Annotated in this window: 17 protein-coding genes; 10 read left to right on the top strand and 7 right to left on the bottom strand. The window is 33.6% G+C overall.

The window, feature by feature from the left end; all coding sequences use genetic code 11:
• Together AB8B65_RS10160 and AB8B65_RS10155 are read left to right on the top strand one after the other, a co-directional pair.
• On the top strand, window positions 1-1,402 hold a 1,402-nt coding region (locus tag AB8B65_RS10160), incomplete at its 5' end, for an oligosaccharide flippase family protein (protein WP_405300856.1).
• Window positions 1,399-2,139, top strand: coding sequence for an acyltransferase (locus tag AB8B65_RS10155; protein WP_405300855.1), 741 nt, complete (start codon window positions 1,399-1,401; stop codon window positions 2,137-2,139). The genes AB8B65_RS10160 and AB8B65_RS10155, both read left to right, overlap by 4 nt.
• A gap of 459 nt (window positions 2,140-2,598) precedes the next feature.
• On the opposite strand, the gene AB8B65_RS10150 is transcribed toward AB8B65_RS10155, so the two are convergent.
• Complete coding sequence (locus AB8B65_RS10150) at window positions 2,599-3,087, bottom strand: DapH/DapD/GlmU-related protein (protein ID WP_405300854.1); 489 nt, start codon at window positions 3,085-3,087, stop codon at window positions 2,599-2,601.
• A 152-nt stretch (window positions 3,088-3,239) separates the two neighbouring features.
• On the opposite strand from AB8B65_RS10150, the gene AB8B65_RS10145 reads away from it, so the two are divergent.
• The 3 genes from AB8B65_RS10145 (at window position 3,240) to AB8B65_RS10135 (ending at window position 4,579) form a co-directional block, all read left to right on the top strand.
• Window positions 3,240-3,788, top strand: coding sequence for a CIA30 family protein (locus AB8B65_RS10145; RefSeq protein ID WP_405300853.1), 549 nt, complete (start codon window positions 3,240-3,242; stop codon window positions 3,786-3,788).
• A gap of 98 nt (window positions 3,789-3,886) precedes the next feature.
• A complete protein-coding gene (locus AB8B65_RS10140; protein WP_405300852.1) occupies window positions 3,887-4,108 on the top strand; it encodes a hypothetical protein in 222 nt (73 codons plus the stop codon).
• Window positions 4,109-4,123: 15 nt separating this feature from the next.
• Window positions 4,124-4,579, top strand: coding sequence for a tRNA (cytidine(34)-2'-O)-methyltransferase (locus AB8B65_RS10135; protein ID WP_405300851.1), 456 nt, complete (start codon window positions 4,124-4,126; stop codon window positions 4,577-4,579).
• Between the two features lie 106 nt (window positions 4,580-4,685).
• On the opposite strand, the gene AB8B65_RS10130 is transcribed toward AB8B65_RS10135, so the two are convergent.
• The gene (locus tag AB8B65_RS10130) at window positions 4,686-5,840 is read right to left on the bottom strand and encodes a glycosyltransferase (RefSeq protein WP_405300850.1); all 1,155 of its coding nucleotides are present in this window, start codon (window positions 5,838-5,840) and stop codon (window positions 4,686-4,688) included.
• Window positions 5,841-5,878: 38 nt separating this feature from the next.
• Between AB8B65_RS10130 and AB8B65_RS10125 the strand changes: the two genes are divergently transcribed.
• Both AB8B65_RS10125 and AB8B65_RS10120 read left to right on the top strand, forming a co-directional pair.
• Window positions 5,879-6,967 (top strand): glycosyltransferase family 4 protein, encoded by a 1,089-nt coding sequence (locus AB8B65_RS10125; protein WP_405300849.1) that lies wholly within the window; start codon window positions 5,879-5,881, stop codon window positions 6,965-6,967.
• A 1-nt stretch (window position 6,968) separates the two neighbouring features.
• Complete coding sequence (locus tag AB8B65_RS10120; protein WP_405300848.1) at window positions 6,969-7,394, top strand: sugar 3,4-ketoisomerase; 426 nt, start codon at window positions 6,969-6,971, stop codon at window positions 7,392-7,394.
• 312 nt (window positions 7,395-7,706) lie between these two features.
• On the opposite strand, the gene AB8B65_RS10115 is transcribed toward AB8B65_RS10120, so the two are convergent.
• The 5 genes from AB8B65_RS10115 to AB8B65_RS10095 all read right to left on the bottom strand — a co-directional run bounded on the left by AB8B65_RS10115 (window position 7,707) and on the right by AB8B65_RS10095 (window position 11,231).
• Window positions 7,707-8,648: a glycosyltransferase family 2 protein gene (locus AB8B65_RS10115; protein WP_405300847.1), complete on the bottom strand. Its 942-nt coding sequence runs from the start codon at window positions 8,646-8,648 to the stop codon at window positions 7,707-7,709.
• Window positions 8,648-9,544, bottom strand: coding sequence for a glycosyltransferase family 2 protein (locus tag AB8B65_RS10110; protein WP_405300846.1), 897 nt, complete (start codon window positions 9,542-9,544; stop codon window positions 8,648-8,650). Before AB8B65_RS10110 ends, AB8B65_RS10115 begins: the two co-directional genes overlap by 1 nt.
• On the bottom strand, window positions 9,544-10,281 hold the full coding sequence (locus tag AB8B65_RS10105) for a class I SAM-dependent methyltransferase (RefSeq protein ID WP_405300845.1): 738 nt from the start codon (window positions 10,279-10,281) through the stop codon (window positions 9,544-9,546). The genes AB8B65_RS10110 and AB8B65_RS10105 overlap by 1 nt, the downstream gene beginning before the upstream one ends.
• Window positions 10,274-10,954: a cell division ATP-binding protein FtsE gene (locus AB8B65_RS10100; protein ID WP_405300844.1), complete on the bottom strand. Its 681-nt coding sequence runs from the start codon at window positions 10,952-10,954 to the stop codon at window positions 10,274-10,276. The genes AB8B65_RS10105 and AB8B65_RS10100 overlap by 8 nt, the downstream gene beginning before the upstream one ends.
• A 127-nt stretch (window positions 10,955-11,081) precedes the next feature.
• Window positions 11,082-11,231 (bottom strand): hypothetical protein, encoded by a 150-nt coding sequence (locus tag AB8B65_RS10095; protein ID WP_405300842.1) that lies wholly within the window; start codon window positions 11,229-11,231, stop codon window positions 11,082-11,084.
• 372 nt (window positions 11,232-11,603) lie between these two features.
• Between AB8B65_RS10095 and AB8B65_RS10090 the strand changes: the two genes are divergently transcribed.
• From AB8B65_RS10090 to AB8B65_RS10080, 3 genes are all read left to right on the top strand, one after another.
• Window positions 11,604-14,639, top strand: coding sequence for a tetratricopeptide repeat protein (locus AB8B65_RS10090; RefSeq protein ID WP_405300841.1), 3,036 nt, complete (start codon window positions 11,604-11,606; stop codon window positions 14,637-14,639).
• Window positions 14,640-14,691: 52 nt separating this feature from the next.
• Window positions 14,692-16,449 carry a TonB-dependent receptor gene (locus AB8B65_RS10085; RefSeq protein WP_405300840.1) on the top strand — a complete coding sequence of 586 codons (1,758 nt, stop codon included), beginning with the start codon at window positions 14,692-14,694 and terminating at the stop codon, window positions 16,447-16,449.
• 494 nt (window positions 16,450-16,943) lie between these two features.
• On the top strand, window positions 16,944-17,842 hold an 899-nt coding region (locus AB8B65_RS10080; RefSeq protein ID WP_405300839.1), incomplete at its 3' end, for an amidohydrolase.

The following is a 17,842-nucleotide window of genomic DNA, read 5'->3' as shown; positions in this document are numbered from 1 at the left end:
TTCGGTCATTCGTGTAAAAATTGTTGCAATTCTTCTCGGTGGTGTCGGAATGGGAATTATTGGACTTTTTAACAGTACAATTCAGGTAGTAAGCGAAATTGCAAAACTTGGTTTGGACACAAGTGCGGTGAAAGAATTGGCGCACGTACACGCTTCAAAAGATAAAAAGGCAATTGTAGAAACGGTTAGTATTCTGCAAAAATTTATTGCTATAACAGCGATTATTGGCGCTATTTTAACCATTGTATTTTCGGCTTTATTAAGTCAACTTACTTTCGGGAATACAGACTATACTTTTGAATTTATTTGGTTGGCAATAGCCATCTTTTTTATGCAGTTAACCAACGGGAAAATTGCAATTTTACAAGGAACACAAGCGCTCAAAAAACTAGCTGTTGCCAATGTTTTGGGAAGTACAGTTGGATTAATTGTGTCCATTCCATTGTATTATATATATGAAATAAAAGCCATTGCGCCCACAATTATCATTACGGCAGTCGTAATCTTTGTATTCTTTTGGTATTTTGTAAATACACTCAAAATTCAACGTATTTCATTAGGAATCAAAGAAGCCTATCACAAAGGAAAAGACATGCTTCACTTAGGATTTGTATTGAGTGTTACCGGAATTGTCATGCTTTTAGCAACGTATCTATTGCAAATTTACATTAGATACGAGGGCGGATTGGACGAAGTTGGTTATTACACCGCAGGATTTTTAATCATAAACTCGTATGTAGGAATGATTTTTAACGCCATGGGAACCGATTATTTTCCCCGTTTGTCTTCAATTCATACAGATAATGCGCAAGTACAAATTGCAGTTCGAAATCAAGCTACGATTGCTATTTTACTCATAACGCCAATCATTACAACATTTTTTATTGCAGCGCCTTTGGTTGTAAAAATATTATACTCAAAAGAATTTTTAGTCATCTTAGGATTGATTTCTTGGGGAGTTTTGGGAATGGTATTCAAAGCAGTTTCTTGGTCGGTAGGCTATGTAATTCTGGCAAAAGGCGACTCTAAAATATTTGTAAAAACGTCAATTGGATTTAGTTTGTTAATGTTGATAATGAACTGTACAGGTTATTATTTTTACGGATTAACAGGTTTGGGAATCAGTGTGTTGGCTTATTATATAATACACTTTATAGGAATGCTTATCATTTCAAAAATAAGTTATGGTTTGCAATTTCAAAGTTCATTTTACAAGCTATTTGTACAATGTGTACTTTTGTGTGGAACTGCATTTGCGTGTACATTTTTAGAAAGTAATTACCTGAAATATGGAGGAATCATTGTAGTAATGCTACTTTCTTATATCTTTACATATTCGCAATTGCAGAAAAAAATGAATATCAAACAATTGATAAAAAATAAGCTTTCAAAACGATCATGAGACGGATTTTTAATAAAATACGAAGTATATGGAAGTTTTATTTTGCGGTAAATTGGATAAAAACAATCTACTTCAATTACAAAAAGTTTCCGTTTCATATTGCGAAAAAGTTACCTGTATTCTTCTATGGTTCAGTAAAATTCTCAAACATAAGTGGCGAAATTATCTTAGATGTTCCAGAAATAAAAAAAGGAATGATTGGTTTTGGACAAAAGTTTGAATTGCAAACACGTTCCAAAAGAATCGCAGAACTTTCTGTGTTAGGAAAGCTTGTTTTCAAAGGAAATGCACACATCGGAATTGACTGTTTTGTGCATGTAGGAGAAGGCGCGTATTGCGAATTTGGCTATATGTCGTGTTTAGGCTCAAATGTAAAACTTGTCTGTAAAGAAGAAGTTATTCTAAGCGATTGGGTTGGAATTGGGTACGAATCGCAACTCACAGATTCTAACTTTCATCCGATGATGAATACGGAAACTGGTGAACATTATCCAATGACGAATCCGGTACATTTAGCAAAATACAATGCATTTTCCAACCGAATTTCAATCATGCCAGGGACGAGAACTCCAGAAAATTGCGTCATTGCGTCCAATTCAGTTGTAAATAAGGATTACAGAGATTTAGGAAGTAACATCTTAATTGGCGGCGTTCCTGCAAAACTCATCAAAAAGAACTATAATCGCGATTGGGAAGGCGAAAAAGAAATGCTGAAAAAGTATAAGATTATTTGGTAGTTTTTTTAGTTTAGAAGCTTATCTGTAAGCAATTTAAAATCTAACATTAACATTTTAAAACAATACGTTCCACCAAACGTCAGTTCGAGTGGCAAATCTATGATTTGTTGTATCGAGAACAACTATGATTTCTTAAAGTTTATAGGTTTAGCTGTGAAGCAAGTTTATTTTTAGTTTCTGAGAGCTTCTCGATACAAAATTCTTCTAGAATTTCACTCGAAGTGACGATTTGAGTTTAATAGTTAGACATTTAGTTGTGAATTAATTTAAAATCTAACATTTACCATTCAAAATAATAAAACAAGTCTAAAAGCATTCATGCTTAGCGCAGTCGAAGTGTATACTTTGATTTGAAAAGTACTATAAACAATTCAGACAAAAGCGAGAAATATCTAAGAATGAAGTGATCTAACAGCGTAAGCGATCTAAAATCTAACAGCGCAGCGATCTAAAAAAAAATCATTTTTTTCGTTTAAAAACCGCAGGATTCCCAAACCAAATTTCGTCCTTAGGAATATCTTTATTCGCAAATGACAAAGCGCCAATGACACTATTTTCGCCAATCATAATTCCGTGATGCAAAATACAATTCGTTCCAATAAAAACATTCTTCCCAATATGCGCACCACCAATTTGTTCTTTGGCAGTATTTAAATTGTTCGTCATTAATTTTGGAGAAATATATACATTGTCTTCCACTAGTAAACCTCTGGCTAAAATAGAATCGTAACGGATTGTTACATTATTTTTAATCACACAATTTCCAGAAGAAGTCACGCGTGAATCAATATAGCAGTTTTCGCCGATCACAGTGCCTTTCCGCAACTCGACATAATTTTTTATCACCGTATTATCGCCAATAACTACATCATCTTCAATAATACAAAACTTGCCAATAGTAACATTTTTACCAATAGTAGCTTTTTCAGATATAAAATTAGATTCCATAAAATAACAGGGAAATAGGTGAATACATAATGAAAAACGAAAATAGAAAAATAAACCCAAAAAGTGTATACAAAATCAAAATATCACAATTCCGAAACAGAATGTCAGAATCTAAATTTTCTAAAATCTTCGTATATTGAAGAAAAAAAAGAATGCACATACGTTCCATACTATACTTTTTGCTCATTACACAATTTTTATGCGCGCAACAATCCAAAATTGATTTCGGAAAAAACAAAGATGGAGAACTGTGGCGAATTACTAATGATGGTGTCATGGGCGGACTTTCCGAAGGTGATTATGAATTATCGGATGATTATGTTCACTTCAGTGGAACGATTTCACTAGAAAACAACGGAGGTTTTTCATCATTTAGAAGTCGCTACAAAAAGCGCGATCTTTCAGCATATAAAAAAATAATCATTCGCTATCGTTCCAAAAAATATGCAATGGGTTTTACTTTAGAAATGGACAGACGCTGGTTTGTTCCGTATTATAAAGTAGATTTACCAACAACTGATTGGAAGTGGGTTAAAAAGGAAATTGCATTCTCAGACTTTGTACGATACAACATCGGACGAAAAAGAGATGGAAAACCTACACTGGAAGAATTAAAAAACATCTTACGAATTGGTTTCATCTCCAACGAGAAAAAAGCAGGACCATTTAAAATAGAAATCGATTTTATTAAATTTGAATAAAATATAGCTTCACCAAAAAGAAAAATTTATATTTGAATACTTTCCCTTCATTGTTTTGATTCTAGCCAATCATAAAAACAATAATACAATTAAAGTATATGAAAACTTTTAGAGGATTTTTAATTTTTGTTGCAATAGTAAGTATCATTGGAGCATTCAAATTTGGAAGTGTAGAAATTGAAGATTATAATAATAAAGGATCAAATTCTCATACTGTTACAAGTCACTCTGGAGCAAATGGTGGCGCTATAGGTTTAGGATTACTGGGCGGAATGTGTTTTATAGCCATCGCTATTACATATATTGGAAGAGAAGAATAATAATCTACAAAATAAATGGCATACAACATAGTTCTTATAGAACCAGAAATTCCAACCAACACAGGAAATATAGGACGTTTAAGTTTGGCATCAGGTTCCAACTTACACTTAGTAAAACCTTTTGGATTTGAAATTACAGATGCGCGACTCAAACGTGCAGGACTCGATTATTGGCAGTATTTACAAGTGCATTTTTATGAAAATATAGACGAATTCTACGCTAAAAATGCGGACAAAAAAATGGTGTATCTCACCAGTAAAAGCGATAAATTGTATACAGAAATTCCGTTTGAAGATGAATTGTTTTTGGTCTTTGGGAAAGAATCGGTTGGTTTATCTGAAGAAATCACAGAAGCTAATACAGAACAGTTGTACACAATTCCTATGTTTAGTGAACACATAAGAAGCTTAAATTTAGCCAATGCAGTCAGTATTGTCGTGTATGAAGGTATTCGTAGACTAAGTCTTTGAAAATGGGAATTGTAAAATGCTAAATTTTAAATAAAAAGTATTTTCGAATAACGAATAACGAATAACGAATAACGAACAACGAATAACAAATCAACAAAAAGTAAAACTAAGAGCGCTGAGCGGAGTCGGAGCGCCAACGTTCCAAATACAATTCAGCAACACTCTCGTACTCGTGAAACTTTTCCACAAAAGCACGTGCATTTTGACCAATTTGAATCATTTCAGCTGGATTTTCAATCAGAAAACTTAATTTTTCAACCAAATCATCTACGTTTGGCGTTGCATTAATCAATACTGTTTTTTCGAGTTTATAATAAGTTGTAAAATCGGTTTCAGCACCTGAAAACACTACTTTTCCTTTCGCCATTGCTTCTAACGCATTATATCCTTGATCGTATCCATATAGCTGATCCATAATAATATGCGCTTCGCTATACGTTTGAATATATTCCGAATACGGCAAATTAGACGCTGTTTTTACAGCAACACGATTCGGATACTTTTCTTCTATAATTTTCAAAGCTTTCTCAATAAGATCGTTTCCTTTTTTTAAATAATTAACTTTATTCACACCATGAAAAATATTCACTTTTCCATTGTACTGTAATGGTTGAAATTGCAATAAATCTATATTAATAGGAAACGGCACTAATGGCAATACTTTTGGATGTGTCCGATACGCCATTTCATAATCAAAATTTGCAGGAATTACACCTTTCACATTCTCTATCACAAAATGATGCAACTTTTCATGCGATTTTGACAAATATTGCAGCGAATATTGAAACCATTTTTTAGTACTTTTATCATGCTCATAAGCTGTTAGCATGTGATATGGCAAGTCAGCATTCAAGATATAATTCACGTAATGAAAATCATCACCACAAGAAGACAAATACACGTTTTTATTATGCTTGAAAATATATTTCAATAACTTTCGTTCGATGCGCGGCGTGGTTGCAAAAGGAAATTCATTAATCAATTGAACGGCGTCATAATTGCGAAACGACTTTCTGTGTTTATAAAAGCGATAGGCAATTTCTAAAAAGGCAATATCTACATTACAAACTTTAAAAATGAGTTGTCGAAATGCATTCGGAATCTTTTTATGAAAAAAAGTAGCTTCGAGCGAAATATCAATAGGATAATTTTTAAAGTTGTCAGCGCGACCGATGAGTGTAACATCGTGCTGTAACTTTTGTAGACCTTCTTTGAGCGAATTGTGAAATCTACTGTATTCTCCTATCAATAATACTCGCATAAACAGTATATTTGCGTGAAAGATAGTAGGAAAACTTTATGCTGCAAAATTCTAAAAAGAAAATCTGTATAATTGTCGATTGCCTAAGTGGCGGAGGCGCAGAAAAGCAGGCGGCAAACTTTTCTAAATCACTTCATAAATACGGATTTGAAGTCGCTATTATTTCGCTAAAAGATCAAATTACATATAAGTACGAAGGTGAGTTGTATAATTTGGGTGCAAATGAATCTTCTATAAAAATCATCAAACAAATTCAGAAGTTTTTTGCTTTTAAAAAAGCATATAAAAAATGCAATGCAGATATCTACATTGACTTTCGATCGCGCAGTCGATTTGTGATGGAATACTTGTTGCACAAATGCATCTTTGAGGCAAAAAAGATGGTTATGATGGTACACAGTTATCATATTAAATGGCATATCCCGAAAGGAAAACTATTTAAAAAAATATATAACAATACACATTCTGTAGTTGCTGTTTCGGAAGCAATTGAAGAAAAATTAAACCAAGTATACGGTTTTGAAAACCAAGTACACATTCCGAACTATATTACTACTGATAAGCCAGAAGAAATCACTACTTTAGACACGCAAAATGAATATGTTATTGCTGTAGGACGTTTGCAAAATGATATCAAACAGTTTGATCGTTTGATTGAAACCTATCACGCTTCCAAATTAGCAGAAAAAAATATAAAACTATTCATTTGTGGCGATGGCGATGATAAAAAATCACTTGAAAAACTAATTTCAAAATTGCAATTGCAAGCAGATGTAAAGCTGTTGGGTTTTGTGGAAAATGTAGCAACATACATTAAAAATGCAAAATATTTAGTCTTATCCAGTAGGGTAGAAGGCTTTCCAATGGTTTTAATAGAAGCATTGCAACAGCAAACACCTGTTATTGCATTTGATTGCAAATCGGGTCCAAGTGAAATAATTCAACAAAAAACGAATGGTTTGCTTGTTGAAGATCAAAACTTTGCGAATTTGAAAGATGCAATGTTACTGTTAATCGAAAATATTGATTTGTATATGAATTGTAAACAAAATGCAGTATCTTCAATTACTAAATTCACCGAACAACCAATAATCCAGCGATGGATTCAACTAATAACCACCGAATAATATGTCTACAACTGTTGCTGATATTCACCTAATAACGATCCCCAAAATCGAAGACTATAGAGGAAACATATCTGTCATTGAAGGAGAAACAATTCCTTTCAAATGTAAACGTGTGTATTATTTGTATGATATTCCCAGTGGCGCAAAAAGAGGTGGACATGCGCATGTAGAACAACATGAAGTGTTAATTGCATTGAGTGGGAGTTTTGAAGTTATTTTTAAAGATGGTACAAGTAAAAAACGAATTCAGCTCAACAAACCCAATCAAGGTTGCTTGATTCCACACGGAATTTGGCGAGAATTGGAAAACTTTTCTTCTGGAGCAGTTTGTTTGGTATTGGCTTCTGATGAATTTGACGAATCTGATTATATTCGCGATTATCAAGACTACGTAATCACCAAAGAAGACGTAAAACTATCTAAATAAGTATTAAGATTTTAGTAGTGAGTATTGAGATTCTTTCGATACGTCATCACGAGGAATTTATCACGAAGTAATCTGTTTCTTTCTATATTTTAAATGTTAAATTAACTTCGATTTACAAGTCGTCATATCGAGTGAATTTCTGTTAAGAAATTAGTATCGAGATGTACTTTATTGTTCAATTTATATCATAGCATTTCTCGATACAATTTTCTCCATTCCATTACGAAAACCACTCGAAAAGACGTTCTCATTTTATAACCCAAGCCCCGAAAATCTAATAGGCAAAGCCGATCTAAAAGCAAAGATTCTAAATCAAAAAGAAGTCACTCTAATATTACGTTTCAACAAGAAACCTTTCATTTTTTTTAAAAATACCAATACAAAACGTGGACTTTTCAGTAATAAACGCTGTTTAAAAGTCAAATTTGCATAATCTAAGTTTTGCAACATGGCGTTTCGTTGCGGAATGGCGTTTTCTAAACTGTACAACGAAGCAAAAATATAGCGATACAAATCTAAATATTTCTTTAAAGAATTATTCTTTTTTGCAACTTCGTCATAACTATCCAAATCTGGTAAAACCTTTGTTGCAATTGAATTTTTACTCATTTGATTGGGCACATCAAAACGAACATTAGCCAATGCTTCATAATGATATGCAACACGATATTTGGAGCCGTATTTTATATAAAAATCAATATCTTCTGCAAACGTGATGTTGGAATTAAAAACTTCAGATTCAGTGCAAATTTCTCTTTTAAACGCTAAACTACTTTGGCAAAAAATAGGTTGAAACATACTTGCTTCAAAGAAATCTGGAAGCAAAAAAGAAGTTCCTTTTAAAGTAGGATCTATGTTTTTTTGAGGAATTAAATCTTCTTGAGAAGTATACGTTTCCACATAATCCGTTCCGTAAATAGTTGCTTCAGGAAAAGAAATATGTAGCTTTTGAATCGTTTCCAAAAAAGTAGGAAGCCAAACATCATCCGCATCTAATAACGCAATAATTTCTCCTTTGGCTTTTGAAATTCCATGATTTCGAGTGGCCGAAAGTCCTAAATTCTTCGGGTTTTCAATCAATTGAATTCTATCATCAGAAATTTGAGAAACTACAGAAACACTTTTATCTGTACTTGCATCATTCACAATCAGCAATTCAAAATCTACAAAAGTCTGTTGCAACACACTTTCAACAGTTTGTTGAATGTATTTTTCTTTATTATATAATGGAATAATTACGGAAAAAAGTGGCATTATTTACGAATATCTAAGTAGCAAAGATACGTTAATCTATAGAAGTCAAAAACAAACATGGACGGATTGTTGGAAAGCAAATTCTTTTCAAAACGTTTTCCAAACCAGCGATACAATAATGATAAAATACGATTTATTCCAAAAGTTTTTACACGTTTAAACACTTTGGTAATCAAAATATCATTGTGTTCAATCAATCCGTTTTTCAAAAATAAAATCAGCACTTCTACCGATTCCATTGACTTGCGAATAAATTCTTTGCTCGTATCCAAACCTAAATGATACACTGGATTATCAATATGTGTCAAATGTACTTCGGCGTGTTTCAAATCGTTTGCAAACAACGTATCTTCATGACGTGCATTCGGAATGGCTTCATTGAATTTCACCTTCTGAAAGACTTCTTTCTTAATCAAAAAACTCAAGGTTAAAAAGCGTAAATACAAGGCTTCTTCTCGTTGTTGTACTGATAATGCTTCCCGTTCTTTTCCGTAAATCCAGCGCAATACATTTTCTTGTTTTGGTTTTGCTTCCTGGTATAAAATTCCACCATAAATCACTTCTTTTTCTTCGGAAATAGTTTCTATGTATTTGGTAATGAAATTCTTATGAACAGGAATTACATCTGCATCCATAAACAACAACCAATTGTATGTAGCTTTTTGTGCGAGTAAATTGCGAATTCGGCTGCGACCAATATTTTCAGGCAATACCGTATACGAAGCATTTGAAAACGTATTAATACGTTCGTTTTTCTGAATCGTTTCTTTGTCATTAGAATGATCGTCCAAACATAAAATTTCAAAAACATAGTCCGTTTTTGAAATTTGAGCATGAATTTCTTCCACTAAAGCAGAAATATCATAATCATACGTTGGAATGAGGATCGACAGCATTATTTGGTAGCAATTAGTACAATTTCGGGAGACGAAAATCCAAAACGAATATCGTCAGTTTTAGGCGGGAAAGATAAGGTTTTTACGGTAAAACCAACCTGTGTTAAGCGTGTTTTTAATCCTTCCGGAGAATATACGCGCACATGATCTTCCTGTCCAAAATGTTCCAATCGATCTTCGGGAGTTGTAATCGCTGGATTTTCATAAATATCACCTTCTTTAAAAGGTGTTTGTATTAGTACGTTTGCATTGGGTTTGGCAACTCTGTATAATTCTTGCATGGCTTTGATATCATTGGGAATGTGTTCTAAAACGTGAAAGCAAATAATGGTGTTAAAAATGGCTTCTTCTTGGTCAATATTTGTAATATCGAATCTAAAATCGGCAATAAATTCATCTTCATAATCAGAAGTTACATACTGCAAATCGGAACGTTTTTTTAGTTTTCGATAGATATTTCGCGAAGGCGAAAAATGTAAAATTCGTCCTTTTAGATAGTCTTCAGTATTTAAAATAGTCCATAAACGGCGATTTCTTGCCAAGCTTCCGCAGAACGGACACAACAAATCGGTATTTGGTAACTCAATAAACGTTCGTAATTTCTTTTTGCAAACGCTACATTGATGCTTATTTCCCAAATAGAAAATACCGTGAAAATACCGAAAAAAAGGTTCGTTTTGAAAAATAAAACGTTTCGGAACTAATTGTTTGATTGTTTTTTTGAGAGCGCTATACATTTTTTTGAACTACTTCAAACACTTTTCCTGCGTCACATTTCAATGTTTTTGAAGGATATTTTAGTAGCAATGCATAATCGTGAGTTGCCATTAAAATAGTACGTCCACTTTTATTAATTTCTTGGAGTACTTGCATTACTTCCACACTAGTTTGCGGATCTAAATTTCCTGTAGGTTCGTCTGCAATAATCAATTCAGGATCGTTTAAAAGTGCGCGCGCAATGGCAATACGTTGTTGTTCTCCACCAGAAAGTTGATAGGGAAATTTGAAGTTTTTCGTTTTCATTCCAACTTTGTCCAAAACCTCATCAATCTTCGCCTGCATTTTCTCTTTATCTTTCCAGCCAGTTGCTTTTAAGACAAACAATAAATTATTGGCAACAGTGCGATCTTGTAATAATTGAAAATCTTGAAAAACGACGCCTAATTTTCTTCGCAAAAAAGGAATTTCTTTTTCTTTTAAGGTTTTTAGATTGAAATCAACAATGGAACCTTCACCATCTGTCAAAGGTAAATCGCCATACAGTGTTTTCATAAAACTACTCTTTCCAGAACCTGTTTTTCCTATCAAATAGACAAAATCACCTTTATTAATGGTAAGATTGACTTCAGAAAGAATTAGGCTTTCGCGCTGAAAAATAGAAACGTTTCTAAGGCTGAGAATTTGCTCCATGAACTATACGTGATTTAAAATCGATTACACAAAGTAAACAATTAAACCGCAATACGGAAAACTTATTGTGATAAAAGGCGTATTCATATAAAAAAAAGTGAACCGAAGTTCACTTTTCAAATTAGTACTATTGTTCCGCATCTTTATCTGGACAATGTCCATACGATTTGCAATGACAAATAGATAAAGGTTTAGAATCTGTTCCTCCTTTTATTTTGTTAATTGTTGAAATGGTAGTTTTTGTAAAACTAAGATTTTTAATTTCCTTTTTTTTCATGATTTATTTGATTTTAATTAAAGTTTCCTTTAAAATACGAAATCATACGTGAAATGTGTAAAATTCTCACTTATTATGTGTGTTAATTGTGAATATGATAAAAAAACGAATTCAAAAATCAGAATTCTATACTGTTCAAGTTGAAACTAACGTCTAAATGAGTCATTATGACCTTCTCAATTGTTAATAAAATACTAAATACGCCAAAGAAATTGCTTTTTAGCTGCTATTGATATAATTATACCTCAAAACAGACGTTATTTCTATAAGTAAAAGAATTTCTTAACCTGTCAAAATTGGCGAAACAGATATATTTATGCTAAGTTTGTATGGAATAGAAATTCAAAAAATCCTCATAAAACCACAAGATTCATGAGCAAAAAACATCTTCAATTCATTTTATGCTTTGTGCTACTAAGTTTCCAGTTCTCGTACGCGCAAAAAACCAAAGTATATACACATGATTTAAAGGAATACAACGAAGCACTACATTTGTATAACAGCAAACAGTATCAAGCTTCGCAAGCACTTTTTGATAAAGTAAAAGGTGGCACTTCCGATTACGAAACAGAAGCCAATTGTGCTTATTATATTGCCAATTGTGCCGTACGATTGAATCAGCTTGGCGCAGATAATATGATGGAGGAATTTGTAAAAAGATATCCGACAAGTACCAAACGAAACTCAGCCTATATAAATGTAGCCGATTATTACTTTGAGAACGGAAAATATTCACGCGCATTAAAATGGTATGACAAATCGGGAGAGATGAGTTTAACCAATTCGCAACGTGAAGAGTATAACTTCAAAAAAGGATACGCGTATTTTACGTCTAAAAAGTACGATCAGGCCAAAACGTATTTTCAAAAACTATTAGATTCTCCAAAATACGGTTCGCAAGCAAAATACTATACAGGATATATTGCGTATCAAGAAGATAATTACAAAGAAGCAAGCGAATATTTTGATGGTGTTTCACAAGATGAAGAATACAATGAAAAGCTGTCGTATTTTAAAGCAGACATGAACTTTAAAATTGGAGAGTTTCAAAAAGCAATCGATTTATCAAAAAAAGAATTGCCAAATGCAGACCGAAAAGAAATATCGGAACTCAATAAAATTATTGGTGAAAGTTATTTCAATCTGCAAAAATATGAAGAAGCAATTCCATATTTAAAAGCATATAAAGGTAAAAAGGGAAGATGGAATAACACAGATTTCTATCAATTAGGATATGCGTATTACAAACAAAAGGATTATGAAAATGCAATTAAGCAATTCAATAAAATTGTAGATGGGAACAATTTTGTAGCGCAAAACGCTTACTATCATTTAGGAGAATGTTATTTGAATACTGACAAAAAGCAACAAGCGTTAAATGCATTTCGTAATGCTTCGCAAATGGACTTTGATTTAAAAATTCAGGAAGATGCAGGTTTAAACTATGCGCGATTGAGTTATGAAATCGGAAATCCGTACGAAAGTGTTCCATCTGTATTAACAGCATACTTAAAAAAATATCCTGAAACGGAACATCAAGCAGAATTGGAAGAACTATTAGTAAGTTCATACATCACTTCTAAAGATTACGAAGCTGCATTAAATTTGTTAGAGTCTAGCAAGAAGTATAGTGATAAAACAACCTATCAAAAAGTAGCATTCTACAGAGCAATTGAATTATTTAACGATAGTAAATACCAAGAAGGATTGGAATTCTTTGAAAAATCGCTCAAAGAAAACGAATCGGCAGAATATACGGCAAGAGCGACTTTTTGGAAAGCGGAAACAAACTATTTGCTAGACAATTATGATATTGCATTAGCAGGTTTTAAATCGTTTGCCAATTCAAACATCGCAGATACAGAAGAAGCACAAACCATTGATTACAACTTAGCATATACATATTTCAAACAAAAAGAATATGCGAGCGCCATTTCGAGTTTTGAAAAATTTATAGCTAACAATCGTGACGACAAAGCGCGTGTAAATGACAGTTATTTGCGTTTGGGAGACAGCCATTTTGTAACAAGCGATTACGCAAACGCTATCAAAGACTACGACAAAGCCATTGCAATGAAAGGAATTGACGAAGACTATGCGTATTTCCAAAAAGCGATCTGTTACGGTTTTACAGGAAAAACAAATACGAAAATTACAGAGTTAGACAAATTCACTAAAAAATATAAAAAATCATCTTTACGTGATGATGCTTTATACGAATTAGGAAACACATATATTAGTAAAGACGAAACTACAAAAGGACTCAATACGTATTCAGAAATGATTGCCGATTATCCGAAGAGTTCGTATGTGCCAAAAACGATTCTAAAGCAAGGATTGATCAATTACAACGCCGGGAAAAACCAAGTTGCCTTGACAAAATTCCGATCGGTGGTAGCAAAATTTCCAAACACTGAAGAAGCGCTGCAAGCGGTAGAAACAGCAAAGTCAATTTACATTACATTAGGACAAGTAGAAGTATATGCAAATTGGGTAAAAGGACTCGATTTTGTAGACGTTACTGATGCTGAGTTGGACAAAGCAACGTACGAATCTGCTGAAAAGCAATTCATCCAAAGCAATACCGACAAAGCAATTGAAGGATTTGAAAAATATGTGCAAAAATTTCCAAGTGGATTATACGCTGTAAAAGCAAATTTCTACTTAGCACAATCATACTTTAGCAAAGGCGAAACACAAAAAACAATTCCGCATTACGAATATGTTTTAAAAAGCGAACGTAACGAATATACCGAGCAAGCATTGGCAAGATTATCGCAAGTATTGTTAGAAACAGATAATTATACAAAAGCAATTCCTGTCTTAAAACGTTTGGAAGAAAGTGCCGATTTCCCGCAAAACGTAACCTTTGCACAATCGAACTTAATGAAAGCAAATTACGAGCAAGACAATTATACGGAAGCTGTTGCGTATGCAGAAAAAGTATTGGCGCATGATAAAATAGACAACCGAATTAGAAGTGATGCACACGTAATCATTGCGCGTTCGGCAATTGCAACCAATAACGAAGACAAAGCAAAAGAAGCGTACAAAGAAGTACAAAAAATTGCCAAAGGGAAACTAGCGGCAGAAGCATTGTATTACGAAGCATATTTCAAAAACAAGGAAAAAGACTATGAAGGATCAAACACAGCGATTCAAAGCTTGGTAAAAAACTATTCTAGTTACAAGCAATTTGGTGCAAAAGGATTGATACTCATGGCAAAAAATTCTTATGCGTTAGACGATTCGTTCCAAGCAACCTATATCTTGGAAAGTGTCATCAAAAATTTCAAAAAATTCCCAGATGAAGTTGCAGAAGCAGAAGCAGAATTGGCGAAAGTAAAAAAGGCAGAAGCCAAACGAAATTCGTCAGTAACACCAGTTGAAGAAGAAGGTGGAAACTAAAAAGCAACGCAGCACATTGAAATTAAACACAAACTTACAAAGCAAGCACAACATGCGAACTCACATACTAAAATCAACTTGTATCTTAGCGATCTTTTTTATAGCAAATTTGGCGACTGCGCAAGATAAAGATAAGGACAAAGACAAAGACAAAGAGAAGAAAAACATCAGTACGGAAGTGGTAAATGTGGTAAAACCATACACGCCATCGGTGTCGGATGCATTTAAAATAAAACAAACACCTTCGTTAAACGATAAGGAAACGGCTAAAAAGAAAGAAATTCAATACGCTATCTTTTCATTTCCAGTAGCGTCTACGTTTACGCCAGCCAAAGGACGCGCGGCAGGTTTAAAGAAAGCCAAAAGAGAAAAATTATACAATACATATGTGTCGCTTGGTTTAGGAAACTACAATACAGCAGCACTCGATTTCTTTACAAGTAGAGCCATTAGCAGAGACGAAACGTTTGACATTGCCTTACGTCATCACTCGTCGCAAGGTGGAATTGATGGTGTGCAGTTAGATGACAAATTCTTCGATACAAAATTAGATCTAGCCTATATCAATCGTAGTAGAGACTTATCATGGAAAGGAAAATTCGGATATCAGCACCAAGTTTACAATTGGTATGGTTTGCCTGATATCGCATTAACACCAACGCAAATTGAAGGAATTGACGAACAACAAACGTATCACAATGTTTATATTGGTGCCGATGTTGATATGGAAGATTCATTCTTTAACGGTGGAAAAATACTGTACAGAAGAATGTTTGATGCCACAAGCTCAGGGGAAAACAGACTCATTGTACAACCAGAATTTGAAGTAGAAATTGCGGGCGAACTCATCAAAACGCTTGTTGATATCGATTATGTAGGCGGAACGTTTGAAAACAACTTTGCAGGAACAGGAAGTATCGATTACAGCATCTTAAAAGCGGGAATCTCGCCGAGTTTGGTTATTTTACGTGACGACTTAACAGTGAATTTTGGCGCGGCAATCTATGTTGGATTAGACACAGAAAACAGTGAAAATGATATCTTCGTCTATCCAAGAATTACGGCGCAATATCGTTTAAGCGGCGATGATATTATCGCATACGCGGGAATAGAAGGTGACTTGCAACAAAATTCATACTACGATTTTGTACAAACGAACTTTTTCATGTCGCCAACGCAAGCAATTGCACCAACCGATCAACAATACAACGGATACTTAGGAATCAAAGGAAAGCTAACATCTAACGTAAGTTACAACGCAAGAGCTTCGTACGTTTCAGAAAATAACAAAGCATTATTCAAAGTAAACACATTCAATCCAAGTCCAGATAACGGATATACGTACGGAAACTCGTTCAATGCAGTCTATGACGATGTCACAACAATATCTGTATTTGGAGAAATCAATGTAGACATTACAAGCAACTTCAAATTTGGCGCTAAGGCGGAATATTTCAATTACAATACGGACAATCAGCAAGAAGCTTGGAACTTACCAGAATTAGAAGCATCAATCTTTGCAGACTACCAAATCACGGAAAACTGGTTTGCAGGCGCAAATATCTTCTTTATTGGCGAACGTTCAGACGAAATAACATTTGCACCAGGAACAACTATTTTTCCAACAGAGATAGTGAATTTAGATAGCTTTATTGATGTAAATGCACATGTAGGATATCGTTTCAACGATCGCTTATCAGCATTTGTAAAAGCAAACAATATTGCAAATCAAGATTACCAACGTTGGGTAAACTTTCCGGTACAACAATTTCAAGTGCTAGCAGGCGCCACGTATAAATTTGATTTCTAAATCAAACAAAACATAAAAAAATAGTAAAAAGCGTTCTTTCACAGAGAACGTTTTTTTGTGGATTTTCTTCAGATCAATTCAAAACCAATACAGACCATTTTAAAAAGTTGTATTTTTAATTCCTCAAAATGTAAAATAATGTGAGTTAGATATAAAGATTAGCAATGGTTTTGTCTTTTCCGCAGTATAGCAGGGATTTTTCGTTAAAAATTTTTGAAACCTTGGAGAAAATTTAGAAAAATTCATGCGGTTTTAATTTTTCTCCTAAAAAAGAAAAATTAAAAATACCTCTGGAAAAGCGCACTTTCTTTTGTTTCTTTTCTTTGTGCGAGCAAAGAAAACGAAAATAAAAAAACAGAATTTTAGTGTTTAATAAATATCACTGTAAGTATTTATAAAAATTTTATTTGAATGAAATTTATTCCGAATTTACTTAAAAGCAATACCTTTCTCAATCATATTTTATTTAGATTAAACCTGTAAACCAACCTACAATGATCAAAAAAATACTACTCTTATCACTTATAATACTCTGTTTCTCTTGCGCTCAAAAAGAAACGGTAGACATGATTCTGACCAATGCAAAAGTCTACACAGTTGATGCTGAATTCTCTCAAGCAGAAGCATTTGCTATAAAAGATGGAAAATTTGTTGCCGTAGGAAGCACAAACGATATTCTGGAAAAATACGAAGCTGAAAAAAAGATGGATGTCAACGGAAGTACGGTTTTGCCAGGTTTTATTGATGCACATTGTCATTTTTACAGATTAGGAACGGATAAACAAAGTGTAGATTTAGTAGGAACAGAAAGTTTTGAAGAAGTCATACAACGCATCTATAAATTTCAACAAGAAAAAAAGGCACCGTTTATAGTTGGTCGTGGTTGGGATCAGAACGATTGGGAAGTGCAGGAATTTCCAACCAAAGACCGTTTGGACAAATTATTTCCAAACACACCAATTGCGTTAACTCGCGTAGATGGACATGCATACTTGGTAAACCAAAAAGCATTGAATTTGGCAGGAATAACGGCAGAAACCAAAGTTGCAGGTGGAGAAATTCAACTCAAAGATGGAAAGTTGACAGGAATTCTGATTGACAATCCAATGGATTTAATTGACAAAGTAATTCCGCAACCGAATCGTGCACAGCAAATACAAGCCTTAAAAGACGCACAAAAGGAATGTTTCTCGTACGGACTAACAACAGTAAATGATGCAGGATTGAGCAAAGATGTGATCAATCTCATTGATAGTTTGCAAAAAGCAAACATCTTAAAAATTCGCATGTATGCAATGATTAGTAATACGCCAGCAAATGTGGAATATTACATTAACAAAGAACCCTACAAAACGGATTATTTAAATGTGCGTTCGTTCAAAGTATATGGAGA

This window comes from Kordia sp. (assembly GCF_045105435.1).
In the GTDB taxonomy this organism is placed as follows: Bacteria; Bacteroidota; Bacteroidia; order Flavobacteriales; family Flavobacteriaceae; genus Kordia.
This window is presented reverse-complemented; position numbering and strand designations above follow the sequence as displayed.